Below are 24,352 nucleotides of genomic sequence, written 5' to 3'. Positions count from 1 at the left end.
CCCGACCGTAGGTAGGGAATCTGAGAAGAGGGGCGGAGGAACCTGAGGGTTCCCTTAGCGCCGCCCTATGTGGTGCACATCACGTTTCACCGGCGGGGTCGAGTGTCTCCGTCCCAGCCGCGAAGGCCGCTCCCGCATCGCGCAGCCGCTCGTGCAGTGCCCGGAAGACGGCGGCCGAGCGGGCGCCCGGCCAGTCCTCGGGAAGCAGTGCGGCGGGCAGGCCGGGATCGGCGTACGGGAGGTGGCGCCAGGAGTCCAGGGCGAGCAGATAGTCGCGGTACGCCTCCTCGGGCTCGGTGTCCTCGCGTGCCTCCCAGTCGTGCAGCACGCGCGCGTGGCGGTCGAGGAACTCCTCGTGCTGCTTGGCGATCGCGGCCAGGTCCCACCAGCGCGCGACGGCCTCGAAGGTCGCGGCGAAGCCCAGGTGCTCGCCGCGGAAGAAGTCGACGTACGGGTCGAGGCGCAGCCGCCCCAGGGTGTGCCGGGTCTCCTCGTACAGCCGCGCCGGGGCGATCCACACCCCGGGGGCCGCCGTCCCGAAGCCGAGCCCGGCCAGGCGCGAGCGCAGTACATGCCGCTTCTGCCGTTCCGACTCCGGCACGGAGAACACCGCGAGCACCCAGCCCTCGTCCCGTGGGGGAGTGGTCGCGTACACGCGCAGGTCGCCGTCGTCGAGCAGTTGGCGGGCGTCCGGCGACAGCGCGTACCCGGCCGCGCCGGCCGCCGTGCGGGCCGGCACCAGCAGGCCGCGCCGCTTCAGCCGGGACACCGACGATCTGACGGAGGGCGCGTCGACGCCGACGGCGGCGAGCAGCCGGATCAGCTCCGCCACCGGCACCGGGCCGGGGAAGAAGCGGCCGTACGCGCCGTAGAACGTGACGATGAGGGACCGGGGAGCGTGCTGATCGGACACGTTGATCACTCTAGATCGTCCACGTCACTCATGATCACCTTCCGCGGGCACGGGGGCTTCCGCGGGTACGGAGGTTTCCGCGGGGACGGAGGCTTCCGGGGGTACGGAGTCGACGTCCGTACGGCGGTTGTCGCGCAGGCGGAACCGCTGGAGCTTGCCCGTCGCCGTGCGCGGCAGCGCGTCCAGGAAGACGAACTCGCGCGGACACTTGTACGGCGCCAGTTCGGATCTGAGGAACGCGCCGAGCGCCTCCGCGTCCCGGCGCGCGCCCGCCCGCAGCACCGCGTACGCCACCACGACCTGCCCGCGCGCCTCGTCCGGCCGTCCCACGACCGCCGTCTCGGTCACGTCCGGGTGCCGCAGCAGGGCGTCCTCGACCTCCGGCCCGGCGATGTTGTAGCCGGCCGAGATGATCATGTCGTCGGCGCGGGTGACATAGCGGAAGTAGCCGTCGGGGTCGCGGACATAGGTGTCACCGGTGACGTTCCAGCCGCCCCGCACATACTCCCGCTGCCGCGGGTCGGCGAGATAGCGGCAGCCCACGGGACCGCGCACCGCGAGCAGTCCCGGCTCGCCGTCGGGTACGGGCGTGCCGTTCTCGTCCTGCACGCGCGCGTGCCACCCCGGTACGGGAACGCCCGTCATGCCGGGCCGGATCCGCTCGTCGGCCGCGGAGATGAAGATGTGCAGCAGCTCGGTGGCGCCGATGCCGTTGATGATCCGCAGGCCGGTGCGCTCGTGCCAGGCCCGCCAGGTGGCGGCGGGCAGATTCTCACCGGCCGAGACACAGCGCCGCAGCGATCCGGTGTCGTGGGCCGGCAGCTCGTCGAGCATCGCGTGGTACGCGGTCGGCGCGGTGAACAGCACGGAGACCCGGTGCTCGGCGATCGCGGGCAACAGCTGCCGGGGACCGGCCTGTTCGAGCAGCAGGGCCGAGGCCCCGGCCCGCAGCGGGAAGACGACGAGGCCGCCGAGCCCGAAGGTGAAGCCGAGCGGAGGACTGCCCGCGAAGACATCGTCCTCCTGTGGCCGCAGCACATGCTTCGAGAAGGTGTCGGCGGTCGCCAGCACATCCCGGTGGAAGTGCATACAGCCTTTGGGGCGGCCGGTGGTGCCGGAGGTGAACGCGATCAGCGCGACATCGTCGGCCGCGGTGTCCACGGCCGGGTACGCCTCGTCCGGTGCGGGCAGGCGCAGCAGGTCGTCGGGGGCGTCGCCGCCGTACGTGGTGAGGCGCAGCCCGGGGACCTCCGCCTTCGCCAGGTCGTCGACGGCCCGTACGTCGCACAGGGCGTGGGTCACCCGCGCGATCCCGCACATGGTCGCCAGCTCGTGCGGACGCTGCTGGGCGAGCACCGTGACGGCGACCGCGCCCGCCTTCAGCACGGCCAGCCAGCAGGCGGCCAGCCAGGGGGTGGTGGGCCCGCGCAGCAGGACGCGATTGCCGGGGACGACACCGAGCCGGGAGGTGAGCACATGGGCGATCCGGTCCACGCGGGCGCGCAGCTGTCCGTACGTCCAGACGTCGCCGTCCGCGGTACGGAACGCCGGGCGCCCGGCGTCGGTGCGGCCGAGCAGTTCGGCGGCGCAGTTCAGCCGTTCGGGGTAGCGCAGCTCCGGCAGGTCGAAGTGGAGTTCGGGCCACTGTTCGGGGGGCGGGAGGTGGTCGCGGGCGAAGGTGTCGACGTGGGCGGAGGCCGTGGGCCGCCGGTCGTCGACGGCGTCCCGGGGGGCCGTGCCGTTCCCGGAGTCCGTGCCGTTCCTGGGATCCGTGCCGTTCCTGGGATCCGTGCCGTTCCTCGGGTCCATGGCGGTTCGCCCCCTTGTCGTGGTGGGCTCGCGCATCGAGCGTATCGTGTTGGTGACGACAGTCAACGGTCCGCGATACCGTCGGAGGGTCACTGGAGAGGGGACCGGCAATGACCGCATTCTCGCTCGATCCGGCACAGACCGCCCGGCGGGCGGAGCTGCGCACGCTGGCGGCGGACCGTCTGCGGCCGCTCGCGGAGAAGGGCGAGCCGGGCCACGTCAACCGCCCCCTGGTCGCCGAACTGGGCCGACTCGGCCTGCTGGAACGGCTGTTCACCGCCGGGGCGCTCGACCTCTGCCTGCTGCGGGAGTCCCTGGCGTACACGTGCACCGAGGCCGAGACGGCGCTCGCACTACAGGGGCTGGGCGCGTATCCGGTGCACGGGTACGGCACCCGGGCCCAGCGGGAGTGCTGGCTGCCCCGGGTGAGCGACGGCAGCGCGGTCGCCGCCTTCGCGCTCAGCGAGCCGGGCGCCGGCTCGGACGCGGCGGCGCTGTCGCTGAAGGCCGAGCCCGACGGCCCGGACGGCTGGCGCCTCACCGGTGAGAAGTGCTGGATCTCCAACGCGCCCGAGGCCGACTTCTACACCGTCTTCGCGCGCACCACCCCCGGCGCCGGCGCCCGTGGCGTGACCGCCTTCCTGGTCCCCGCCGACCGGCCCGGTCTCACCGGCACCCCGCTCGACATGCTCTCGCCGCATCCCATCGGCGCGCTCGCCTTCGACGCCGTACCGGTGACGGCGGACGACGTGCTCGGGGAGCCCGACCACGGATTCCGGGTCGCGATGCACACCCTCAACCTCTTCCGGCCGAGTGTGGGCGCCTTCGCGGTCGGGATGGCGCAGGCGGCCCTCGACGCGACGCTCGCGCACACCTCCGGGCGCGACGCGTTCGGGGGCAAGCTGCGGGACCTCCAGACCGTGGCGCACCAGGTCGCCGAGATGGCCCTGCGCACGGAGGCGGCCCGCCTCATGGTCTACGCGGCCGCGGCGGCGTACGACGAGGCGGCGCCGGACGTGCCGCGGCGCGCGGCGATGGCGAAGCTGCTCGCCACCGAGACCGCGCAGTACGTCGTCGACGCGGCCGTCCAGCTGCACGGCGCCCGTGCCCTGCGCCGCGGCCACCTGCTCGAACACCTCTACCGAGAGGTCCGCGCGCCCCGCATCTACGAAGGGGCGAGCGAGGTCCAACGGGCCGTCATCGCCAAGGAGTTGTACGCCACCGTGGAGGCCCCGTGAGGACCGAGCGCATCAACCCGCCCGAGCTCTCCCCGCCCACCGGCTTCTCGCACGCCGTCGCCGTCACCGGCACCCGCGTCGTCTTCCTGGCGGGCCAGACGGCGCTCGACACGGACGGAAAGGTGGTCGGCGAGACGCTGCCGGACCAGTTCGGGAGGGCGCTGACGAACCTGCTGACCGCTCTGCGGGCCGCGGGCGGCGTTCCGGCGGACCTCGCCCGGGTCACCGTCTACGCCACCGACATCGCCGACTACCGCGCCCACGCCCGCGAACTCGGCGGTATCTGGCGCGAGTTGGCGGGCCGCGACTACCCCGCGATGGCCGTCATCGGAGTCGCCCGCCTCTGGGACGAACAGGCCCTCGTCGAACTCGACGGCTTCGCGGTGCTGGCCTAGGCCGTGTCCGACGGGTCGGGAGGGGTGCTTGGTTCCCGGTCCGATCAGTACGGTGCCTCCACCAGCTCGCCGATCACCCGCAACCCGACCTGCGCGGCGAGCCATGGTGCGCGCTCGGCTTCGACCTGCTTGACATGGACGAAGACCGTGTGATCGGACGCGGGTTCCGCCAGGTCGAGGTCGCGAGCACGCACGGCCAGCGTCACGAACGCGCCTCTGGCTCCCCCGACGCCCAAGCCCACTTCGGGGGCCTCGGGCCAGCCCATGAAGTCCCACCGCACCGTGGCCGGGCTGTCGCCCACCGCGTCGAGGAACGGCCCCACCGTCTCCGGCGGCCGGCCCAAGGCCCTCAGCCGGACGGGGAAGTGCGCCGACGGATCGTCCCCATTCGTCGACGAACCGCCCGTGTCCCCTTCGGCGAACCCGGTGGGACATCCGTGGACCGGCCGCACACCCGCACCGACGGCGTCCCACGGACAGGACACGCAGGAAGTCGGCCGAGTCAGCCGGCTGCCCCCGGCGCGTGGAGCCGGGGGCAGCCGGACCGGTCGGCGTGGTCGCTCACGGTGCCTGCCAGCTGTGCGGGGCGTGGAAGGGATCGGGGCGCCAGGCGGTGGTGGAGCCGGGGGAGGGGGGTGCGGTGTCGGGCTCGGGCCGGGGGGCCCGGGTGAGGAACAGGACGGTGAGGGCGGCGAGTTCCTCGTCCGTCGCCGCACCCTTCTCGATGCGTATGCAGGGGGTGGTCATGGGGCGGGACCTCCGTCACTGAGGGGGATTGCCGTGTTTGCGGGCCGGCCGGTCGGCGTGCTTGGTGCGCAGCATCGTCAGAGAGCTGATCAGCACCTCGCGGGTCTCCGCCGGGTCGATGACGTCGTCGACCAGGCCGCGCTCGGCCGCGTAGTACGGATGCATCAGCTCCGCCTTGTACGCCTTGACCAGCTCGGCACGCTTGGCCTCGGGATCGTCGGCCTCGGCGATCTGGCGGCGGAAGATCACGTTGGCCGCGCCCTCCGCGCCCATCACGGCGATCTCGTTCGTCGGCCACGCGTAGGTGAGATCGGCGCCGATGGACTGGCTGTCCATGACGATGTAGGCGCCCCCGTACGCCTTGCGCAGGATCAGCGAGATCCGCGGCACGGTCGCGTCGCAGTACGCGTACAGCAGCTTGGCGCCGTGCCGGATGATGCCGCCGTGCTCCTGGCCGACGCCCGGCAGGAAGCCGGGCACATCGAGCAGGGTGACGAGCGGGATGCTGAACGCGTCGCACAACTGCACGAAGCGCGCGGCCTTTTCGCTCGCCTCGATGTCCAGGACGCCGGCGAGGGACCGGGGCTGGTTGGCGACGATGCCGACGACCTGGCCGCCGAGCCGGGTCAGCGCGCAGATGATGTTGGTGGCCCAGCGTTCGTGGACCTCCAGGAACTCGCCGTCGTCGACGATCTCCTCGATCACCTGCCGCATGTCGTACGGGCGGTTGCCGTCCACCGGGACCAGGTCGACGAGCGCCTCGCAGCGGCGGTCGGGCGGGTCCTCGCTCGGCACCGACGGCGGGGTCTCGCGGTTGTTGCCCGGCAGCAGGGAGAGCAGGTAGCGCACCTCGTCGAGGCAGGTCTCCTCGTCGTCGTAGGCGAAGTGGCAGACGCCGCTCGTCTCGGCGTGCACATCGGCGCCGCCGAGGCCGTTCTGGGTGATCTCCTCGCCCGTCACCGCCTTGACCACGTCCGGTCCGGTGATGAACATCTGCGAGGTCTCGCGGACCATGAACACGAAGTCCGTCAGGGCGGGCGAGTACGCCGCGCCGCCCGCGCACGGGCCCAGCATCACGCTGATCTGCGGGATGACGCCCGACGCCTTGGTGTTGCGCTGGAAGATGCCGCCATAGCCCGCGAGAGCGCTGACACCCTCCTGGATGCGGGCGCCCGCGCCGTCGTTGAGCGACACGAGCGGGGCGCCCGCCGAGATGGCCATGTCCATGATCTTGTGGATCTTGGCGGCGTGGGCCTCGCCGAGAGCGCCGCCGAAGATGCGGAAGTCGTGCGCGTAGACGAAGACGGTACGGCCCTGGACGGTGCCCCACCCTGTGACGACTCCGTCGGTGTACGGCCGCTTGGCCTCCAGGCCGAAGCCGGTCGCCCGGTGCCGGCGCAGGGGTTCCACCTCGTGGAACGAGCCCTCGTCGAGGAGCAGGCCGATCCGTTCGCGGGCGGTGAGCTTGCCCTTGGCGTGCTGTGCGGCGGTGGCCTTCTCGCCGGGGCCTGCGTGCACCTGCTCCCGTATCTCGGCCAGCTCCGCGACTTGGAACCTCATGTCTCCCCTTACCGGTTGGCGGCCCCGATCGCCTGCTCGCCCGACGGCGGGGCGGTCCGGCCGTTGTGATGGGGTGTCAGCCGGCGAGCCGGCGCAGGCCGTTGATCTGGAGGACGGCGAAGCCCGCGACGACAGCGGCCTGGAGCGGGATCCACACCGTGCCGACGGTGTTCGGGTCGAACCAGCCGAAGACGGCGGTGGCGACGCTCGCGACCGCCCACAGCAGGTTGGCCTCGATCACTGCCTTGGTGGCGACCGCCGACGGCACCTGGCGGGACGCCAGGACGGCCACGAGGACGCCGTATACGGTGAGGAAGGCGCCGATGCCGCGCAGCAGACCGGTGTCGAGGTCGAGCAGGTCTCCGACGGGACCGGCGGCGAGCAGATAGATCAGGCCGTTCACCGCGGTCACGGCGGCGTCGAGCGCGAGGAACGTGCGCAGGGGGCGGGCCGCCGCCGCACGTCCGGCCGTCGTCGCGGGCCGGGCCGAGGTCTGACTCGTGGTCATGGGGGTCTCCGAGTGTAGGGGGCTGCTTCTGTGCGGTTCGTCTTCCGTGGGGATCGTCGCAAGCGGGACTGACCGGGCGCTGACGGCGGGCTTACACGGGCGGGACGGGCCGCCCCGACCCGGGCGCGCGATACCGGCCGGGCCGGACCGGGCCGGGGCTGGCGTAGGCCTGTGCGACCGGGGCGGGCCGGCGTCGGTCCGTGCGGCCTGGGCGGGGTCAGGCCGCACGGGCGGCGGGTGCGGCGGGCGCCGGTGGGCGCGGCGGGCTCAGGCCGGCTGGAGGATGATCGGTGCCGGGGTGTCGCCCGCGAGGGCCGGGTCGTGGGAGAGGATCGCGTTCTCCACCCGGCGCAGCGCGGGCGAGGGCTCGATGCCGAGTTCGTCCGAGAGGTGCTGCCACATCCGGCGGTAGACGTTGAGCGCGTCGGCCTGGCGGCCCGAGCGGTAGAGGGCGATCATCAGCTGCTCGCAGAAGCGTTCCCGCAGTGGGTGGTTGGTGTGGGCGTCGTGGAGCTCGGCGAGCATGGCCGCGTGGTGGCCCAGGCGCAGCTCGGCGTCGAAGCGGAGCTCCATGGCCCGCATGCGGTACTCCTCGTAGCGGGCGCAGGCCAGTTGGCACAGGGTGCCGCCGGGGAAGTCGCCGAAGACCGGGCCGCGCCACATGGCGAGGGCGCCGCCGAGCAGCCGGGCGGTCGCCGCCGGGTCGTCGGCCGTGGCGACCTCCGCCAGACGTACGGTCTTGGTGAACTCGGCCGCGTCCAGCTCGCTTTCGTTGATCGTGAGCCGGTAGCCGGAGGGGTGGATGGTCACCCGGGACGTCGTCCGGTCGGGCTCCAGGCTCCTCAGTTTGCGGCGCAGGCGGCTGATGTGGGCCTGTAGGGCGTTGGCCTGGTTGTCCGGCACGGCCTCGCCCCACATCTCCTCGACGAGGCTCTCGCCGGAGATGGACTGGCCCTCGTTCACGAGAAGGGTCTGGATCAGGGTCCGCTGGAGATCGCCGGAGATCTCCGCGGGTCCTAATGCGGTACGGATCTGGAGTGCGCCGAGAATCGAGAAGCTCAGCATGCCGTTTCCCCCTTGGCATTCGGTTCGGCAAAGACGGCTGAACACAGGTGGGGGGTGGTCGTCATGGTCGTCGGCACCACGGCCTGGGACCGCGCGGAGGCCGGCGCGTGGCGATCTCCGGGGCTGCTGGGTGGTGGGGCCGCCCTGGAGCTTCCTCCCGCATACATCCTCGCACAGAATAATTCCTTTGAGAAGGTATTTTTCTGTTGAATCAGTTGCGAGTGGGGCGGGAGGTGAGCTGACCTGGGCGGTTGTGCTGTGAGCGCGCGTAAGCGGAATGGGGTGGATGTGTCGAGATGGCGGGAATGACCGTTTGGGTGGCGCGCCGGCACGCCGACACGCCCACACCCCGGCGGGCCGCGCTCGGTGGCGGCCCGCCGGGGTGGTTGCTCCGCCGGGACGGGGGGGTGCCCGGCGGTTCCTACGGCATCGGCGGAATGCGCGGTGCTTGGGGCGGGACGCGCGGGGTGGCCGGATGCCGTGGCTCCGAGTCCGTATGCGGCGAACGGTTCGGAATTCCAGGAAAAGCGAATTCCGGTGCTCTGCGTTGACCGGACTCAATATGGCGGAGAGGGCAGGATTCGAACCTGCGTGGGCTGGTTGAAGCCCGACCTCGAGACGTGCTCTTCGGTCCCCGATCAGCCACTCCGGGCACCTCTCCATATGGCGACGGTTTGCACTGACGGCCGTCTCAGCGGAGAGGGCAGGATTCGAACCTGCGTGGGCTGGTTGAAGCCCGACCTTGAGGCGTGGCCTTCGGTCCCCGTTTAGCCGCTCCGGGCACCTCTCCTGGTGGTGATCGCGGCCGGTGGTGCTGGCCGTGGTCGCGGAGAGGGCAGGATTCGAACCTGCGTGGGCTGGTTGAAGCCCGACCTTGAGGCGTGGCCTTCGGTCCCCGTTTAGCCGCTCCGGGCACCTCTCCTGGTGGTGATCGCGGCCGGTGGTGCTGGCCGTGGTCGCGGAGAGGGCAGGATTCGAACCTGCGTGGGCTGGTTGAAGCCCGACCTTGAGGCGTGGCCTTCGGTCCCCGTTTAGCCGCTCCGGGCACCTCTCCTTGTTCCCGGCTTTCGGTTTCCCGTGCCGTTCACGAGAACAACATTGGCAGAGGGTTCTGATAAAACGCTGACACGTCTCTGACGTGGTCGTTGAATTCCTTTCCGGTCTTCCCCTCGGTGCGGCGTCGGTGCTCTACTCGCATCAAAAGAAACAGCTTCCGAAAGGGGTACGGGCATGCCCGCAACCACCACGGACAACCCGATTCTCGGGGCGATCCGAACACACACCCAGAGCGAGAATCCCAGCTCATTCCTGGCGCTCAACAGCGGCAACAGCACGTTCACCGTCCCGGGCGCGGACGGCGTCGTCGTCTACCGCCGCACCGGCCGCTACGCGGTCCAGTTCGGCGGCCCCTTCGCCGCCCCCGACGCCTACGACACCCTCCTCGACGCCTTCCGCCAGTACGTGAAGGACGAAGGGCTGCACCTCGTCGCCGTCCAGCTCCAGCGCCCCGACGCCGAGCGCTACGCCGGGCGCGGCTTCACCGTCAACCAGGTCGGTGCCTCCTGGGCCGTACAACTGCCCGAGTTCTCGCTGCGCGGCACCCGCTTCATGCAACTGCGCAACAAGATCTCCCGCGCACACCGCAACGGCCTGCAGATCAAGGAGGTCACCGCCGAGGACTGGCAGGACGCGATAGCGACGATCGACGAGGCCTGGCTCGGCTCCAAGGGCGGCGCACAGCAGCTGGAGTTCCTGGTGGGCCAGATCGGCGGCGAACCGCAGGCGCAGCGACGGCTGTTCGCCGGGACCATCGAGGGCGCCCCGGTCGCGTACATCTCGTACTCGCCCGTCTACGGCGAGCGGGCCGGCTGGATGCACGACCTGAGCCGGCGCATACCCGAGGGCTCCCCGGGCCTGATGGAGGCGATCAACGCGCACGCCATCGAGGTGTTCCGCGCCGAGGGCGTCGAGTGGCTGCACTTCGGGTTCACGCCCTTCACCGGCCTCGACGCGAGCCATGAACTCGACGGTCACAGCCCGGCGTTCCAGTGGCTGATGCACGCCCTGTGGGCCGAGGGCGCCGCTCTCTACCCGGCACAGACCCAGCTTTCGTACAAGCAGAAGTGGGCCCCGGACGCGCTCATCCCGGAGTACGTCGCCTTCGACGGACCGAGCGCCTCGCTCGCCGGCTTCGCGCACGTCTTCCGTGCCTGCAAGGCCTTCTGACCTGCCGGCAGATCACCACCGATCCCACCACCACGACCACCACCGATCCCACCACCGAGATCACCACAGCGATCACGACGAGGAGTCGAAACAGTGAGTGACAGCGAAGAGACCCCGGCCACCGGGACCCCGACCGACGGGACCACGACCACCGAATCCCTCCAGCACGCCCTGGTCGGGCAGCTCATGGCCATCATCGGAGCCCCCGACGACGAGGACGTGGCCCGTGCCGCGGACGACATCGTCCAGGCGCTCGACATCCGGCTGCGCGAGGCTCAGACCGCCGCGGCCTGAGCGGCGTCAGGCCCGGCCCTCAGGGCGGCAAGCCCCCCGCGGCCAGGGCCGATCAGCCCAGTATCAGTGCCACATCAGCGCGGCACGGAACGCTGGACACACGTTCGCCCGGTGGCCCGGTTCGGTGGAGCACCGCGCTGTGCTCCAGCGGCCCGGGCCCGCCGGGCGGGCGCCGCCCGCGTTCCGTCACCGCCCGCGGAAGCACTGTCGACTCGCGGCGCCCGCAGGTCCGCGGGGCAGCGGCGCCGCCGCCCGCTTCGGGCACTTCTCCAAGGAGAGCAACGCATGCAGCGTCCGCACGTCCAAGAAGCCGAGGCCACCGCCGCTCCCCAGCAGCGCACCGGCGCTTCGGCCACGTTCGCCGAACTGCTCAAACGGGTCAAGGCGGAAGGCCTTCTCGACCTCGATCCCCGCTACTACATAGGCCGGCTGGCGCTGAACACCACGCTGCTGCTGGTCGGGTTCGCCGCGTTCTTCGCGCTGGGCGACTCGTGGTGGCAGCTCGTGGTGGCCCTGTGGATGGGCCTGTGCGGCGGTCAGTCCGCCTTCATGTGGCACGACGCCGGCCACAAGGCCATGTTCCGCAGCAAGAAGGCCGCCTCCGCCGTCGGATACTTCCACGCCAACCTCGTCAACGGGGTCAGCTTCGGCTGGTGGGTCAACCACCACAACCGGCACCACAGCAACCCCAACCACCTGGACATGGACCCGGACATCGGCCGGCGCACCGCCATCTTCGACATCAAGCAGTACCCGACCCGGCGCGGCACACAGAAGTTCATCGTGCGCTACCAGAGCGTGCTGTTCTTCGCGCTGCTGGTCACGGAGTCCTTCAAGATGCTGAAGACGGCCGTCCTGTCCATCGCCCAGGGCAAGACCAAGCGCCCCGTCCTGGAGTCGTTCCTGCTCCTCGCGCGGGCGGCGGTCTATCTGACGCTCGTGTTCACCGTCCTCTCGCCCGTCCTCGCGGTCGCCTTCGTCCTGGTCCAACAGGCCGCCCTGGGCGTCTACTTCGGCATGATCTTCGCCCCGAACCACAAGGGCATGGAGGTCCGCGACGGCGACGAGGAGACCCTGGACTGGCTGGAGCGCCAGGTCCTCACCTCCCGCAACATCCGCCCCTCCCTGTTCATCGACTTCCTCTACGGCGGCCTCAACTACCAGGTCGAGCACCACCTGTTCCCGGCCATGCCCCAGAAGAACCTGGCGCGCGCCCGTGAACTCACCCGCGCCTACTGCGCCGAGCGCGGTGTGCCGTATCACGAGGTCGGGTTCTGGGCCTCGTACCGCGAGGTCGCCTCCTTCCTGCACGAGGTCAGCGCGCCCGTGCGGCGCGGCGACGTCGAGGAGCAGATCCGGCGGCAGGCGGGCCAGGCCGCCTGACCGGCGGCCGGCACGTCCCCTTCCTCCGCCTTTCTCGGCTACCTCGCCTGCCACGGCTTTCTCTGCTTTCTCCGCTTTCTCGGCCTTCTCTTTTTCCCGGCCACCGCACTACCGCACCACCGCACCACCGCACCACCGCACCACCGTCACCACAGCCCCGGCCCCCGGGCCGCACGTCCGGGTCCGGGTCCGCCGGAGCCCCGGGCGGTCCCCTCCCCAAGGAGCCACGCCCATGTCCCAGACCACCACGGCGGTGAGCGGAGTCTCCGCTCCCGTCTCGATCGGGGTCCGTCTGGACCGCATGCCGATCACGCCCATGCACCGCAGACTGACCGCGGTCATCGGCATAGGCCTGCTCTTCGACACCTTCGAGAACAGTCTGTCGGGCACCATCGCCAAGGTGCTCCAGGGCGACTTCGCCTTCGGTGCCACCTCGCTCAAACTGGTCCTGGCCTCCGTGTTCGTCGGCCAGTTCATCGGCTCGCTGGTGCTCGGCCGGGTCGCCGACCGATTCGGCCGGCGCCGGGCCTTCCTGATCAACCTCGCGATCTACTCGGGCTTCTCCCTGCTCGGCGCCTTCTCGCCCAACGCCGGCTGGCTGATCGCGACCCGCTTCCTGGCCGGCATCGGAATCGGCGCCGAACAGGCCCTGTCCGACTGCTATCTGGCCGACGTCCTGCCCGCCGCCAAGCGGGGCCGGTTCATCGCCTGGGCCTACACGCTCGCCTTCTGCGGGGTGCCCGCGGTCGGCTTCGCGGCCCTGTGGCTGGTTCCGCTGACCCCGCTGGGCGTGGACGGCTGGCGCTGGCTGTTCGTCATCGGCGCCCTCGGCTCGGCCGTCGTGTGGGTGCTGCGCCGGCAGCTGATCGAGTCCCCGCGCTGGCTGGCGGCGACCGGCCGCACCGCGGAGGCCGACCGGCTGGTGTCCCGGATGGAGGCGCAGGCGCCGGCCGGCCGGACGGCCGAGGACCTCCCGGCCCCGTACGAGGCACCCGGCGCCGCGCGGGTCCGGCTGCGGGACGTCTTCGCGCCCGGGCTGCGGCGCCGCACCGTGATGCTGTGGATCTTCTGCGCGCTCTCCGTGGTCGGCTACTACGGCTTCGGCACCCTGGCGCCGCAGATCCTCGCCGCCAAGGGGTTCGACATCGTGGCCGGCCTGGGCTTCACGGCCCTGTGCTTCCTCGGCTACCCCGTCGGCTCGGCGCTGTCGCTGCCCGTCATCGACCGCGTCGAACGCAAGACGCTGGTCGCGGCGTCCGCCGCCGCGATGGTCGCGGCCGGCATGGGTTTCGCCTTCACCGACTCGCCCGCCCTCATCGTCGCGTTCGGCTTCGGCTACACGCTGTGCAGCAACGTCTTCTCCAGCGTGTCGCACGTGTACCTCTCGGAGCAGTACCCGACGGCGATCCGCGCCACCGCGTCCGGCGCGGCCTACTCGCTGTCCAAACTCAGTGCCGCCGCACTGCCGTTCGTGCTGCTGCCCGTCCTCGACTCGTACGGGCCCGGCGCGCTGTTCGCGGTCATCGCCGCCGCGATGGCCGCACTGGCCGTCACCGTCCTCACGCTGGGCGAGCGCACCACCGGAGCGTCGGTGGACCGGGCGCCGGTTCCGGTGAACATTCCTACCCTGAAGAGGAGTTGACGATGACCTATGTCATCGCTCTGCCTTGTGTCGATGTGAAGGACCGGTCCTGCGTCGGCGAATGCCCGGTGGACTGCATCTACGAGGGCCGGCGTGCCCTCTACATCCAGCCCGACGAATGCGTCGACTGCGGGGCCTGTGAACCGGTGTGCCCGGTGGAGGCCATCTACTTCGAGGACGACGTCCCCGCCGAGTGGGGCGACCACCGCGGCTCCAACGCCGACTTCTTCGACGCCCTCGGCTCGCCCGGCGGCGGCACCCCCCTCGGTGCCCTCGACACCGATTCCCCGCTGGTCCGGTCCCTGCCGCAGAAAGTGGTGCAGTCATGAGCGGAGTTCTCGCCGGTAAGCGCATCCTGGTGACGGGCGTCGTCACGGAGGCGTCCATCGCCTTCCACGTCGCCCGGCTCGCGCAGGAGGAGGGCGCCGAGGTCGTACTGACCGGCTTCGGCCGGCTCTCCCTGATCGAGCGGATCGCCGCCCGGCTGCCCAAGCCGGTCCCGGTGATCGAGCTGGACGTCACCGACCAGGCGCACCTGGACACGCTCGCGGACCGGATCCGCGAGTCCGTCGACGGCGCCGACGAACACTACGGTCTCGACGGGGTGGTGCACTCCATCGCGTACGGGCCGCAGGGCGCCTTCTCCTTCCTCGACGGCGACTGGGCGGACGTCTCGACGGCCGTGCAGGTGTCGGCGTACTCCCTGAAGTCCCTGACCACCGCGTGCCTGCCCCTGCTGGAGCGGCGCGGCGGTTCGGTGGTCGGGCTCACCTTCGACGCGACGGTCGCCTGGCCGCACTACGACTGGATGGGCGTCGCCAAGGCCGCCCTCGAGTCGACCAGCCGCTATCTCGCCCGCGACCTGGGCGGCCGCGGCATCCGCTGCAACCTGGTCGCGGCCGGTCCGCTGCGCTCCATGGCCGCCAAGTCGATTCCCGGCTTCGGGGAACTCGCGGAGGTCTGGCAGCACCGGGCCCCGATCGGCTGGGACCTCGTCGACCCGGACCCCGCCGCACGCGGAGTGGTCGCACTGCTGTCCGACTTCTTCCCGCGCACCACCGGCGAGATCGTCCACGTGGACGGCGGAGTGCACATGATGGGGGCGTGAGGGCGGACACGCCCGAGGGCGGGAGTCCGGGGACCGGCCCCGGACTCCCGCCCTTTGTCGTGCGGTCGCCGCGCGAGTACTACGCGGTTGCCCCGCCCGGCAGGATCCGGCGGAAACCGGTGTACGGGACGAGGGCCTCGGGCAGCAGCACCGAGCCGTCCTCCCGCACCCCCTGTTCCAGCAGGGCGGCGACGGTGCGGCCGATGGGCAGCGCCGAGCCGTTGAGGGTGGCGGCCGGGGCCTTGCGGCCGTCGGCCCGCTTGTGACGGATGTCGGCGCGGCGGGCCTGGAAGGTGCCGCAGTCGGAGACCGAGGAGATCTCGCGGTAGGCGTCGCTGCCCGGCAGCCACACCTCGATGTCGTACGTCATCCGGGCCGAGAAGCCGAGGTCGCCCGCGGGCAACTGGACCACGCGGTAGGAGAGTTCGAGGCGGCGCAGGCACTCCTCGGCGTGCCCCACCATGAGCTCCAGCTGCGCCGGTGCGTCCTCGGGGGCGCAGACGCGGACCAGCTCCACCTTCTCGAACTGGTGCAGGCGCAGGATCCCCCGGGTGTCGCGCCCGTACGCCCCCGCCTCGGCGCGGAAGCAGGGGGTACGCGCGGTGAAGGCGTACGGCAGGGCGCGGGCGTCCAGGAGCTGCTGGGCCACCAGGTTGGTGAGCGGCACCTCGGCGGTGGGGATCAGGAACAGTTCCCGGTCGCCGACCTGGGTGCGGAACAGATCGTCCTCGAACTTGGGGAGCTGACCGGTGCCGGTCATGGTGTCGCGGTTGACGAGGAACGGGACGGAGTACTCCGTGTAGCCGTGCTCGCCGGTGTGCAGGTCGAGGAAGAAATCGGCCAGCGCCCGCTCCAGCCGGGCGCCGGCGCCGCGGCCGACGCTGAAGCGGGACCCGGAGAGCTTGGCGGCCGCCGGGCCGTCCAGGATGCCGAGTGACTCGCCGATGTCGGAGTGGTGCCGGGCGTCGGTGCCGGCGTCGTGCGGCGGCCGGCCCCAGCGGCGGACCTCCACCGCCTCCTGGTCGGTGTCGCCGTCCGGCACCGAGTCCAGGGGGACGTTGGGGATGCCGAGCAGCAGCTCGGTGAGGTCGTGTCCCGCGGTGCGGGCCGTGGCCTCCGCCTGCTGCACATCCGCGCGCAGCGCGCGGGCGGCCTCCTTCTCCTCCTCCGAGGGCGGCCCCGAGCGTCCGCGCGCCCGCGAGGTGCGGTTCAGCTCGGTGCGCAGCCGGGTCACCTCGGCCTGCGCCTCGGACCGGCGGCGCACCGCCTTCTCCAGCGCGGCCAGGTCGAGGTCGTAGCGGCGACGGGCCAGCCGCCGTACGGCGGCCGGCCCGTCTTCGAGCAGCTCACTGGGATCGTGCATGACGGACTCCTGAGGTGGGGACGGCGGTGGCCGGGGGCTCGTCGGACGTGGTGAGGTGGCGGGTGCCCAGCAGGCGGTAGCGGCCCGGGCGGGCGGCGCGCAGCCAGGCCGCGTACCCGAGGCCGAGGGCGGCCACCGCGACGAGCAGCCACGGGAGGCGGGCGATCAGCGGGTCGGGGGAGCCGGTGAGCATGTCGAAGTTGCCGACCACCAGCCACACGGAGACGGCGAGTCCCGCGAAGCCGAGCAGCGGTGCGACCAGCTCCCGCCACCAGTGCGCCCTGCCGCCCGGCCGCCGCAGCCGCAGGCCGAGGACGGACAGGGCGGCCAACGCCTGGAGGACGACGATGCCCAGGGTGCCAAGACCCAGCATGCTGGTGGTCAGATCGGCGTACGGGTCCAGGCCGGCGACCGCGAAACCGCCGACGACCAGGGCCGTCAGGACGCTCTGTGCGACGCTCGCCCGGTGCGGGGAGCGGTGCCTCGGGTGCTCGGCGCCCAGCGAGGCGGGCAGCAGACCGTCCTCCGCGAGCACCTGCGCATACCGGTTGGCGGCGCTGTGCAGGGCCAGCGTGGCGGCGAACAGGCTGGTGCACAGCAGGATCTGCAGGCCCGTGCTGCCGGCCTTGCCGAGGAAGTCGTCGCCGAGGACGAAGAACAGGTCGCCCATCTGCCGGGTGGCGACCTCGCGCACCTTGCCGGTGCCGACGGCGCCCACCGCGAGCCAGCTGGTGAGGGCGTAGAAGCCGGCGATCAGGACGACCGCGGCGTACGTGGCGCGCGGGACGCTGCGCTGCGGGTCCCTGGCCTCCTTGCCGTACAGGGCCGCCGACTCGAAGCCGATGAAGGAGACGAACGCGAACATCAGCGCCACGCCCAGGCCCGGGCCGGTCGCCGTGTGCGGGGAGAACGAGGCCGTGGGCAGCGCGGACAGGCCGTGCCGCACCAGGATCGCCACGTCCAGGGCGGCCAGCACGCCGATCTCGCCCAGCATCAGCAGGGCGAGCACACGGGCGCTGAGGGCGATCTCGCGGTAGCCGAGCACGGCGACCGCGAGCAGGCCGACGGCGGCGCACCACTGCCAGGAGACGGTGAACCCGTGCGCGGCCAGGACGAGTTGGGTGAAGTAGCCGAGCGCACCGGCCAGCCCGATGGTGGCGCAGTTGTACGCGAGCAGGGCGACGAAGCCCGCGGCGACGGCGGGCGGCCGGCCGAGGCCGTCGGCGACGGAGGCGTAGAAGCCGCCACTGCCGCCGGTGCGGCGGACGCTGACGGCGTACCCCACCGAGAAGCACAGCAGGGTGACCCCGGCGAAGAGGAAGGCGGCCGGGACGCCCGCGCCGTTGCCGAAGGCGAACGCGAGCGGCACGGTGCCGACCATCGCGGACAGCGGGGCGGCCGCCGCGACGATGAGGAAGAGGATGTGCCGGGTGTCGAGCCGTCCGGGCGGGGCGGTCACGGCGACCGTCCGGCGATCCGTCGGCGGTGAACCGATCTTGGACATGGGGACTCCAGCGGGAGGGGAGGGGGTGCGAGAAAGTGGGTGCCGCGGGTGCCGCGAACAGCCGGTCGGGGCGGACGGCCCGGAGCCGTCCGCCCCCACAAGTGGTGCCTCGGTAGCGCCCGCCGGGACGGCCCGCGACCGGCCCGGCCGTCAGGCCGGAGCGATCGCAAGCGCCGTGTTCTGGCCGCCGAACCCGCACGAATTGCTGAGCGCGAGGTCGATCGGCATCGACGTGGCCGACTGGGCGAGCTTGATGTCGATCCGGGGATCGGGGATGCACAGGCCCGCGATCGGCGGAACCATCTCGTGCTCGATGCTCAGCAGGGCGAACGCGGCCTCGACCGCGCCGGCCGCGCCGAGCAGATGTCCGGTGACTCCCTTCGTCGAGGTGACCAGCGGGTCGCCCTGCAGGGTCCGCTGGATCATGCGTGCCTCGGCCAGATCGTTGAGCGGCGTCGACGTGCCGTGGGCGTTCACGTGCTGCACGTCGTCCGGGTCCGCGCCGGCGTCGGCGAGAGCCGCGCGGACCGCCGCCTCGATGCCGGCGCCGTCCGGGTGCGGCGACGTCATGTGGTGGGCGTCCGCGGTGGCCCCGTAGCCGATGATCCGGCCGTGGATGTGCGCACCGCGGGCCCGGGCGTCCTCGACACGTTCCATGACGAGGATCCCGGCGCCCTCACCGGCGACGAAGCCGTCCCGGTCGGCGTCGAAGGGACGCGACGCCGACGCCGGGTCGTCCTCGCGCCGCGACAGCGCGCCCATCTGGGCGAAGCCGGCCATGACCAGCGGAGTGATCATCGCCTCGCTGCCGCCCGCCAGGACCACGTCGCAGCGGCCGAGCGCGAGCAGGTCCCGGGCCGTGCCGATGGCGGTCGCGCCCGAAGCGCAGGCCGTGGCCACCACCAGGTTGGGCCCGGTCGCCCCGAACTCGATGGCCGTCTGACCGGCCAGCATGTTCGGCAGCTGCATGGGCAGCAGCAGCGGGGACACCCGGTCGGCGCCCTGCTCCAGCAGCACCCGGTGCTGCTCCTCGACCGTGCCGGGACCGCCGTCCGCGCAGCCCAGCACCACACCGACCCGAGCCCCGTCCCAGGTGGTCGGGTCGAGACCGGCGTCGGCCACCGCCTCATGGGCGGCGACCAGAGCGAACTGCACGAACCTGTCCAGGCGGTGCGCCCGTCGTGCGCTGAGCAGTTGCTCCGGGTCGAAGTCGGGCACCCGGCAGGAGATACGTACGGGATTGTCCGCCAGCACCGGATCGAGGGCGGCGGCCGGCCTGCCGTCGCAGACCGCCGCCCAGCTGGGCCCGACCCCGATACCGCCCGGGGTGACCAGGCCGAGCCCGGTGACGGCGATGTCCATGCCGGCCATCAGACCTTCGCGCTCCGCTCCTCCATGAGCCGGACCATGTCGGCCACGGTCTCGGCTTCCAGGAGGTCGTCGTCGCTGACGTCCAGGTCCAGTTCGGACTTGAGCAGCAGCGACAGCTCCACCACGGCCAGCGAGTCCAGCTCGATGTCCTCCCGGGTGGCCTCCGGGGTGATGGCCTCGGGCGACACCTTGAGCTTGTTGGACAGGATTTCCTTGAGCTGCTCCAGCATGTCGGTTCCTTTCGATGGCGTACGCGAAACCGGCGTACGTGACGGATGTACGCGAACGCGTACGGACTGGCGTACTGCACACAGGAGTTGGTAGGTGATGGTCCGTCAGACCGGCTGGACCTCCGGCCAGACCAGAGTCCCCGCGCCCCAGGACAGGCCCCCGCCGAACGCGGTCAGGAGCACCCGGTGCCCGGCGCCGAGCCGGCCGGCCGCGGCCGCCTGCGACAGAAGCAGCGGGATCGAGGCGGCGCCGGTGTTGCCGACCCGGGCGATGTTGGTCAACTGCCGTTCGGCGGGGACCCCGAGACGTTCCGCGACCGAGTCGAGGATGCGGGCGTTGGCCTGGTGCGCCGCGAACCGGTCGACGTCGTCGATCCGCCAGTCGGCCAGTTCGGCCGCCCGCTGGGACGCATCGGTCATCCGCTCCACCGCGTGCCGGTAGGTGTCCCGGCCGAGCATCCGGAAGTACTGGTCGTCCGGGTCGGTCGTGGGGCCGGACGAGCGCTGGCGCGAGCCGCCCGCCGGCACCTCGATGAGATGGCTCAGCTCGCCGTCGCTGCCGAGCACCAGCGGGCCGACGGCCCCCGGCTCGTCGGCGGCGCCCGCGCGCAGCACCACCGCGCCCGCGCCGTCCGCGAAGATGACGGCCGTGGTGCGGTCCTCGGGGTTGATGATCGTGGTGAACGCGTCGGCGGCGACCAGCAGGACCTTGTCCGCCACCCCGGCCGCGATCAGCCCGGACGCGGTGGCGAGGCCGAACAGGAAGCCGGAGCAGACGGCGGCCACGTCGAACGCCGGCACCTGCCCGAGTCCCAGCCGTGCGGCCACCTGCGGGGCGGTCGCCGGGCAGGGCTGGTCGGGCGTCGTGGTGGCCAGGACGACCGCGTCCACGTGCTCGTCGCCCGCCGACTTCAGGGCCCGCAGTCCGGCCTCCACCGCCAGGTCGGAGGTCGCGGTGCCGGGCGCGATCACATGCCGCTCGGCGATCCCGGTGCGCGAGCGGATCCACGCGTCGGAGGTGTCGAGCCGCTGGGCCAGATCGTCGTTGGTCACCAGATCGGGAGGCACATAGCCCCCGATCCCGGTGATCACCGCCGCGCGTCCGCCGCTCATGTGCCGGCCTCCGGACTGCTGAGGACGTCCAGGGGCAGGCCCATGTACGCCATCCGCGACTCGGCCATCTCGTCGGTCCAGCGCTCGGCCATGTCGTAGCGCTGCTCCGGCGTGGTGTCGAGCATCCGGACGCCCGGCCAGATCTCGTAGTCGCCGATCTTGTCGGCGTGCTGGGCCATGCCCTCCTGGAAGAGTTCCTCGCGGTGGATGACGAACTCACGGTCGGGGATCTCGTCCCACAGCCGCACGCCGGCCCGCAGGATCTCCAGGAGGCGCGGGCGGTATTCGGGGTGCTCGACCGCGTGGTCGCGCAGGATCGTGCTGGCCACCGTCAGATGCCGGATCTCGTCGATGGCGGTGCCGCGCGAGATCTCGCCGGTGGCCGGCGACAGCGGGGTCCACTTGCGCTCGCTCAGCTCGGCCGCCGGGGCGAGCGCACCCTCGATGACGATGGCGAACACGGCGACGCCGCCGGGGAAGTCGGCCTGGTCGCGGACGATGTCGAGGGTGAAGTCCACGACCGGGTCCAGGACCCGCTTGCGGTAGTCCGCGGCCATCTCGTCGATGTCCTTGAGGAGCGTCCCGGCAGGCATGCCCAGCTCCACCAGGTGATTGCGGAAGACCCGGGCGTGCCGCGCCTCGTCGATCAACTGAGTGGCGTAGAACTCCAGTTCGGGGACGCCGGGGGCGATCGCGACATAGTGGCCGAGCAGCCGCGTCGCGATCTCCTCCGACAGGCCGCGGAAGCCGAACTCCAGCACCAGGGCGTCGCGCAGCGGCCCCGGCTCCTTCAGGAACGCGGGCACGGTGGCGTTCACATGGTGCCCGGTCTCGCCCCGGTCGCGCAGCGTGCCCTGCGCCACCGAGGTGAACCAGTAGGCGAGGTTGCACTCCTCGGGCCCGAGGGTGAGATCCTTCGCGCCGTCGAGCAGACCGGGAGCCTTGTCCCAGTCGGCCTCGGGTGCCACAGAACCGGTCATGACGCGGCCGCCTCCTTCGCGGGGCGCAGGGAACCGGCGAACAGCCCGCCGGCGTAGCTGAACAGAGGAAGGCCGTCGCCGGTCCTGGCCCGGACGACATGGCCGAGCAGCAGCTCGCTGTCGCCCGCCGCGTGCGCGGAGTGGAACCGGCAGGTGTAGTGGGCGAGCGCCCCCGCGATCAGCGGAGCGTGCGCGTACGAGTCCGCCGTCCACGCGAGGCCCGCGAACTGCTCGCTGCCGTCGGGGCGGCCGCTGTCCGCGAAGTGGCGTGCCACCACGGCCTGTTCGTCGCTGAGGACGTTGATCGCGAACCGCCCCTCGGCGGCGGCGAGCCGCGCGAAGGACGAACCCGCCCGCAGCACGACCCCCACCAGCAGGGGCTCGCGCGACACCAGCGTGACGGTGCTCGCCGTGGTGCCGTGCAGCCGCTCCTCGGGGCCGACCGTCAGCACCGACACCGGGGACGCCAGGTGGTACAGCGCCCGCCGGCGCTCGACCGGGTCCTGGCGTACGGGACGCCGCGGGGCACGTACTTCGGTGGCGGTGCTCATCGCACGGCCTCCCGCTGCTCCTGGCGGACCCGGGGTGCCGGGACGTGACCGACCGGGGTCGGCTCCACGGCGTGGCCGACCGGCTTGGGATGGGCCAGCCCCAGGTCGTCCAGGAGCCGCAGATAGCCGGACTGCCGTACCGGCTCGAACGGCAGTGCGAACGACTTCATGAAGTTGCCGAACAGGCCGCGGTCGCCGAAGAGATGGAACGGCAGCACCAGAAGCGCCCACTCCGGCTTCACCAGCCAGCACCACAGCGCGGCGACCGCGCCCTGCGTGATGAGGCTGTGCATGACGTTGTAGAGCACGTAGTACGTCTTGGAGATCGGCTGCCCACCGCTGCGCTTGAAGGCGATCGCGCCCGGAATGTAGCCGATCAGGTCGATGTACAGGAACAGGGCGATCGCGGGCCACCACCGGATCTCGCCGAAGTGGGCGACGATCAGACCGGTGGTGACGGCGAGGCCCACCAGGTACTCGGCGCGGTGCAGCGAGTACGTCCTCGGTGTCTCGAAGGGATTTGCCTGGTCCATGGTCAGCTCCTGCGGACGGTCCTAGACGCCGACGGCGGCGGGCTCGGTGAGCTCGACGCCGCCCGAGAGGCGGACGGCGGGGAACAGGCCGGTCAGGGCCCAGGCGACGGTCTCCTTGATGACCCGCTCGGCGATCGGGTCGAGGATCCCCTCCAGGCTCGGGATGCCGAAGTCGAAGTCGGCGTCGAAGCGGACCGCGACGTCGTCGCCCTGCTGCGTCAGGGTCCAGGTGCCGGTGAAGGAGTCGAAGTCCCCGTCGCTCTGCTCGAAGCGGATCTCGCCCCGCTCCGGCACGAACACGTCGTCCTCGGTCCAGCGCAGCAGCCCGCTGCGGAAGTGCAGCTCCCAGCTCGAACTGGCGTCCTCCGCCGGGTAGGTGGCGTGCACGGTGGTCTGCTTCACATGGGGCGCCAGGTCCGGGTACCGCTCCCAGCGTCGTACGGAGTCGAAGACCGTCGTGGCCTGCTCCGCGGGTATCAGGGCTTCGAGCTCTACGTGCCGCACGATCAGTTACCGCCTTCCGGCATCTTGGCCGCGCCCCGGACGAGGTCGCGTGTGGCCAGGTCGAAGGAGTTCAGGAGGAACTCCACATCGGTGTCGCTCAGCACGGCGGGCGGGGTGAACCGCACCACCGAGCTGCCGTTCATCGAGTGGTTGGCGACCACACCGTGGTTGAACAGCTCGATCAGCAGCTCGCCGGCCAGTCCGGCCTCGACGAGCTCCACGCCGATGAGCAGCCCCTGGCCGCGCACGTCCACGACGAGTTCGGGGATGTTGCGGTACGCGATCTCCGCGATCCTCGGCAGCAGCTGCGCGCCGAGGTCCATGGCCCGGGTGACCAGGCGCTCCTCCTTCATGGCCCGGATCGCGCCCTGCACCGCGGCCATCAGCACCGGCTGCCCGGAGAAGGTGGCGGTGTGGACGTACGGGTCCTTGTCGAAGGGGCGGAAGGCCTTGCGGGTCGCCACGGCCGCGGAGACCGGCATGACGCCACCGCCGAGGGCCTTGCCGGTGAGGAGCACGTCGGGCACCACGCCCTCGGTGTCCGCGCCCCACCACTCGCCGAGCCGGCCGAAACCGGACTGCACCTCGTCGAGGATCAGGAATCCGTCGTGGGCGCGGACCAGTTCCTCGACGCGCTTGAGGTAGCCCGCGGGCGGAATGATCACGCCGCCCTCGCCCTGTACGGGTTCGAGGATGACGCAGACCTCGCCGGGGTGGGCCGCGAGTTCCGCCTCCAGCGCGTCCGTTTCGCCGAACGGCAGGTGCTGGAAGTCCGGCACCAGGGGCCGGAACGGCGCCTGGTAGACGTCCTTGGCGGTGGCGGACAGCGCGCCGAGCGTCTTGCCGTGGTAGCCGCCGCGCATCGAGATGGTCCGCTTGCGGCCGCCGGCCCGTGCCAGCTTGAGGCCGGTCTCCACCGCCTCGGCGCCCGACAGCGCGAAGTGCACCCGGTCCAGGCCGTCGGGCAGCACGGAGACGAGCGCCTCGGCGGCGCGGGCCACGGTGGGCTCCAGCAGGATGCGCGTCGCGGTGGGATGCGTCCGCAGCTGGCGCTCCACCTCCTCCATCACGATCGGGTGGCGGGCGCCCATGATGAACACGCCGTAGCCGCCCGCGTTGAGGAAGCGCTCACCGTCGCTGGTGGTGAGCCAGGCGCCCTCGGACGCCGTCTCCATGTGGCTGCCGAAGAGCTCGGCGAGGGTGGCCCGGCCCTTGCTGAGATGGGCCCGGTACAGGCCGAGGATCTCCGCCTCGGTGTCGACGGGTGATTCCTGGATGACGGTCACGGATCTCTCACTCCAAGTGTGGTGGGGGC

25 protein-coding genes, 3 tRNA genes and 1 pseudogene are annotated in these 24,352 nt (G+C 71.7%); 8 read left to right on the top strand and 21 right to left on the bottom strand.

The annotated features are described in order from the left end of the window. Positions 1-79 precede the first annotated feature (79 nt). Together GTY58_RS12100 and GTY58_RS12095 are read right to left on the bottom strand one after the other, a co-directional pair. Positions 80-922, bottom strand: a complete 843-nt coding sequence (locus GTY58_RS12100) for a PaaX family transcriptional regulator C-terminal domain-containing protein (RefSeq protein ID WP_010983747.1) — start codon at positions 920-922, stop codon at positions 80-82. A 15-nt stretch (positions 923-937) separates the two neighbouring features. Further along, positions 938-2,842, bottom strand: a complete 1,905-nt coding sequence (locus tag GTY58_RS12095) for an AMP-binding protein (protein ID WP_237528773.1) — start codon at positions 2,840-2,842, stop codon at positions 938-940. Here GTY58_RS12095 and GTY58_RS12090 point away from each other — a divergent pair. Then, a complete protein-coding gene (locus GTY58_RS12090) occupies positions 2,833-3,960 on the top strand; it encodes an acyl-CoA dehydrogenase family protein (protein ID WP_010983745.1) in 1,128 nt (375 codons plus the stop codon). The two genes, GTY58_RS12095 and GTY58_RS12090, sit on opposite strands and share 10 nt — an antisense overlap. Next, on the top strand, positions 3,957-4,355 hold the full coding sequence (locus GTY58_RS12085) for a RidA family protein (protein ID WP_010983744.1): 399 nt from the start codon (positions 3,957-3,959) through the stop codon (positions 4,353-4,355). The genes GTY58_RS12090 and GTY58_RS12085 overlap by 4 nt, the downstream gene beginning before the upstream one ends. A 44-nt stretch (positions 4,356-4,399) precedes the next feature. Here the strand turns inward: GTY58_RS12085 and GTY58_RS12080 are convergent, their stop codons facing one another. The 9 genes and pseudogenes from GTY58_RS12080 to GTY58_RS12040 form a co-directional block, all read right to left on the bottom strand. Then, positions 4,400-4,840, bottom strand: a complete 441-nt coding sequence (locus GTY58_RS12080; protein ID WP_174514676.1) for a hypothetical protein — start codon at positions 4,838-4,840, stop codon at positions 4,400-4,402. Positions 4,841-4,916: 76 nt separating this feature from the next. After that, complete coding sequence (locus GTY58_RS12075; RefSeq protein WP_010983743.1) at positions 4,917-5,102, bottom strand: acyl-CoA carboxylase subunit epsilon; 186 nt, start codon at positions 5,100-5,102, stop codon at positions 4,917-4,919. A 15-nt stretch (positions 5,103-5,117) separates the two neighbouring features. Further along, positions 5,118-6,662 (bottom strand): acyl-CoA carboxylase subunit beta, encoded by a 1,545-nt coding sequence (locus GTY58_RS12070; protein WP_010983742.1) that lies wholly within the window; start codon positions 6,660-6,662, stop codon positions 5,118-5,120. 76 nt (positions 6,663-6,738) lie between these two features. Then, positions 6,739-7,170 carry a hypothetical protein gene (locus tag GTY58_RS12065; RefSeq protein WP_010983741.1) on the bottom strand — a complete coding sequence of 144 codons (432 nt, stop codon included), beginning with the start codon at positions 7,168-7,170 and terminating at the stop codon, positions 6,739-6,741. Between the two features lie 267 nt (positions 7,171-7,437). Beyond that, entirely contained in the window at positions 7,438-8,235 is a 798-nt protein-coding gene (locus GTY58_RS12060; RefSeq protein WP_010983740.1) for an AfsR/SARP family transcriptional regulator, read from the bottom strand. Positions 8,236-8,798: 563 nt separating this feature from the next. Beyond that, positions 8,799-8,896: pseudogene (locus GTY58_RS12055) on the bottom strand. Between the two features lie 34 nt (positions 8,897-8,930). Next, positions 8,931-9,025, bottom strand: a tRNA-OTHER gene (locus GTY58_RS12050). 37 nt (positions 9,026-9,062) lie between these two features. Beyond that, positions 9,063-9,157, bottom strand: a tRNA-OTHER gene (locus GTY58_RS12045). A gap of 37 nt (positions 9,158-9,194) precedes the next feature. Continuing rightward, a tRNA-OTHER gene (locus GTY58_RS12040) sits at positions 9,195-9,289 on the bottom strand. 176 nt (positions 9,290-9,465) lie between these two features. Here GTY58_RS12040 and GTY58_RS12035 point away from each other — a divergent pair. From GTY58_RS12035 to fabI, 6 genes are all read left to right on the top strand, one after another. Next, positions 9,466-10,461, top strand: a complete 996-nt coding sequence (locus GTY58_RS12035) for a DUF2156 domain-containing protein (RefSeq protein ID WP_010983739.1) — start codon at positions 9,466-9,468, stop codon at positions 10,459-10,461. 93 nt (positions 10,462-10,554) lie between these two features. Next, on the top strand, positions 10,555-10,755 hold the full coding sequence (locus GTY58_RS12030; protein ID WP_010983738.1) for a hypothetical protein: 201 nt from the start codon (positions 10,555-10,557) through the stop codon (positions 10,753-10,755). 285 nt (positions 10,756-11,040) lie between these two features. Next, positions 11,041-12,138, top strand: coding sequence for an acyl-CoA desaturase (locus GTY58_RS12025; RefSeq protein ID WP_010983737.1), 1,098 nt, complete (start codon positions 11,041-11,043; stop codon positions 12,136-12,138). Between the two features lie 232 nt (positions 12,139-12,370). Further along, positions 12,371-13,780, top strand: coding sequence for an MFS transporter (locus GTY58_RS12020; protein WP_010983736.1), 1,410 nt, complete (start codon positions 12,371-12,373; stop codon positions 13,778-13,780). Between the two features lie 2 nt (positions 13,781-13,782). After that, complete coding sequence (gene fdxA / locus GTY58_RS12015) at positions 13,783-14,109, top strand: ferredoxin (protein ID WP_010983735.1); 327 nt, start codon at positions 13,783-13,785, stop codon at positions 14,107-14,109. Then, positions 14,106-14,888: an enoyl-ACP reductase FabI gene (gene fabI / locus GTY58_RS12010; RefSeq protein WP_010983734.1), complete on the top strand. Its 783-nt coding sequence runs from the start codon at positions 14,106-14,108 to the stop codon at positions 14,886-14,888. The genes fdxA and fabI overlap by 4 nt, the downstream gene beginning before the upstream one ends. A gap of 79 nt (positions 14,889-14,967) precedes the next feature. Here the strand turns inward: fabI and serS are convergent, their stop codons facing one another. The 10 genes from serS to GTY58_RS11960 all read right to left on the bottom strand — a co-directional run bounded on the left by serS (position 14,968) and on the right by GTY58_RS11960 (position 24,323). After that, complete coding sequence (gene serS, locus GTY58_RS12005) at positions 14,968-16,251, bottom strand: serine--tRNA ligase (protein WP_010983733.1); 1,284 nt, start codon at positions 16,249-16,251, stop codon at positions 14,968-14,970. Beyond that, positions 16,235-17,755, bottom strand: a complete 1,521-nt coding sequence (locus GTY58_RS12000; protein WP_010983732.1) for an APC family permease — start codon at positions 17,753-17,755, stop codon at positions 16,235-16,237. Before GTY58_RS12000 ends, serS begins: the two co-directional genes overlap by 17 nt. A gap of 150 nt (positions 17,756-17,905) precedes the next feature. After that, positions 17,906-19,126 (bottom strand): beta-ketoacyl-[acyl-carrier-protein] synthase family protein, encoded by a 1,221-nt coding sequence (locus GTY58_RS11995; RefSeq protein ID WP_010983731.1) that lies wholly within the window; start codon positions 19,124-19,126, stop codon positions 17,906-17,908. Next, on the bottom strand, positions 19,126-19,356 hold the full coding sequence (locus GTY58_RS11990; RefSeq protein WP_010983730.1) for a phosphopantetheine-binding protein: 231 nt from the start codon (positions 19,354-19,356) through the stop codon (positions 19,126-19,128). The genes GTY58_RS11995 and GTY58_RS11990 overlap by 1 nt, the downstream gene beginning before the upstream one ends. A 105-nt stretch (positions 19,357-19,461) precedes the next feature. Further along, positions 19,462-20,469, bottom strand: a complete 1,008-nt coding sequence (locus tag GTY58_RS11985; RefSeq protein ID WP_010983729.1) for a beta-ketoacyl-ACP synthase III — start codon at positions 20,467-20,469, stop codon at positions 19,462-19,464. Beyond that, positions 20,466-21,449, bottom strand: coding sequence for a hypothetical protein (locus GTY58_RS11980; protein ID WP_010983728.1), 984 nt, complete (start codon positions 21,447-21,449; stop codon positions 20,466-20,468). Before GTY58_RS11980 ends, GTY58_RS11985 begins: the two co-directional genes overlap by 4 nt. Next, positions 21,446-22,000 carry a flavin reductase family protein gene (locus tag GTY58_RS11975; protein ID WP_010983727.1) on the bottom strand — a complete coding sequence of 185 codons (555 nt, stop codon included), beginning with the start codon at positions 21,998-22,000 and terminating at the stop codon, positions 21,446-21,448. The genes GTY58_RS11980 and GTY58_RS11975 overlap by 4 nt, the downstream gene beginning before the upstream one ends. Next, positions 21,997-22,533, bottom strand: a complete 537-nt coding sequence (locus tag GTY58_RS11970) for a hypothetical protein (protein ID WP_010983726.1) — start codon at positions 22,531-22,533, stop codon at positions 21,997-21,999. The genes GTY58_RS11975 and GTY58_RS11970 overlap by 4 nt, the downstream gene beginning before the upstream one ends. 21 nt (positions 22,534-22,554) lie before the next feature. Continuing rightward, entirely contained in the window at positions 22,555-23,037 is a 483-nt protein-coding gene (locus tag GTY58_RS11965; protein ID WP_010983725.1) for an SRPBCC family protein, read from the bottom strand. A gap of 2 nt (positions 23,038-23,039) precedes the next feature. Beyond that, entirely contained in the window at positions 23,040-24,323 is a 1,284-nt protein-coding gene (locus GTY58_RS11960; RefSeq protein ID WP_010983724.1) for an aspartate aminotransferase family protein, read from the bottom strand. Positions 24,324-24,352 lie beyond the last annotated feature (29 nt).

The organism is Streptomyces sp. SID5469 (assembly GCF_009862865.1).
In the GTDB taxonomy this organism is placed as follows: Bacteria; Actinomycetota; Actinomycetes; order Streptomycetales; family Streptomycetaceae; genus Streptomyces; species Streptomyces avermitilis.
The sequence above is the reverse complement of the archived record's forward strand: the minus strand, read 5'-3'. Positions and strand labels throughout refer to the sequence as shown.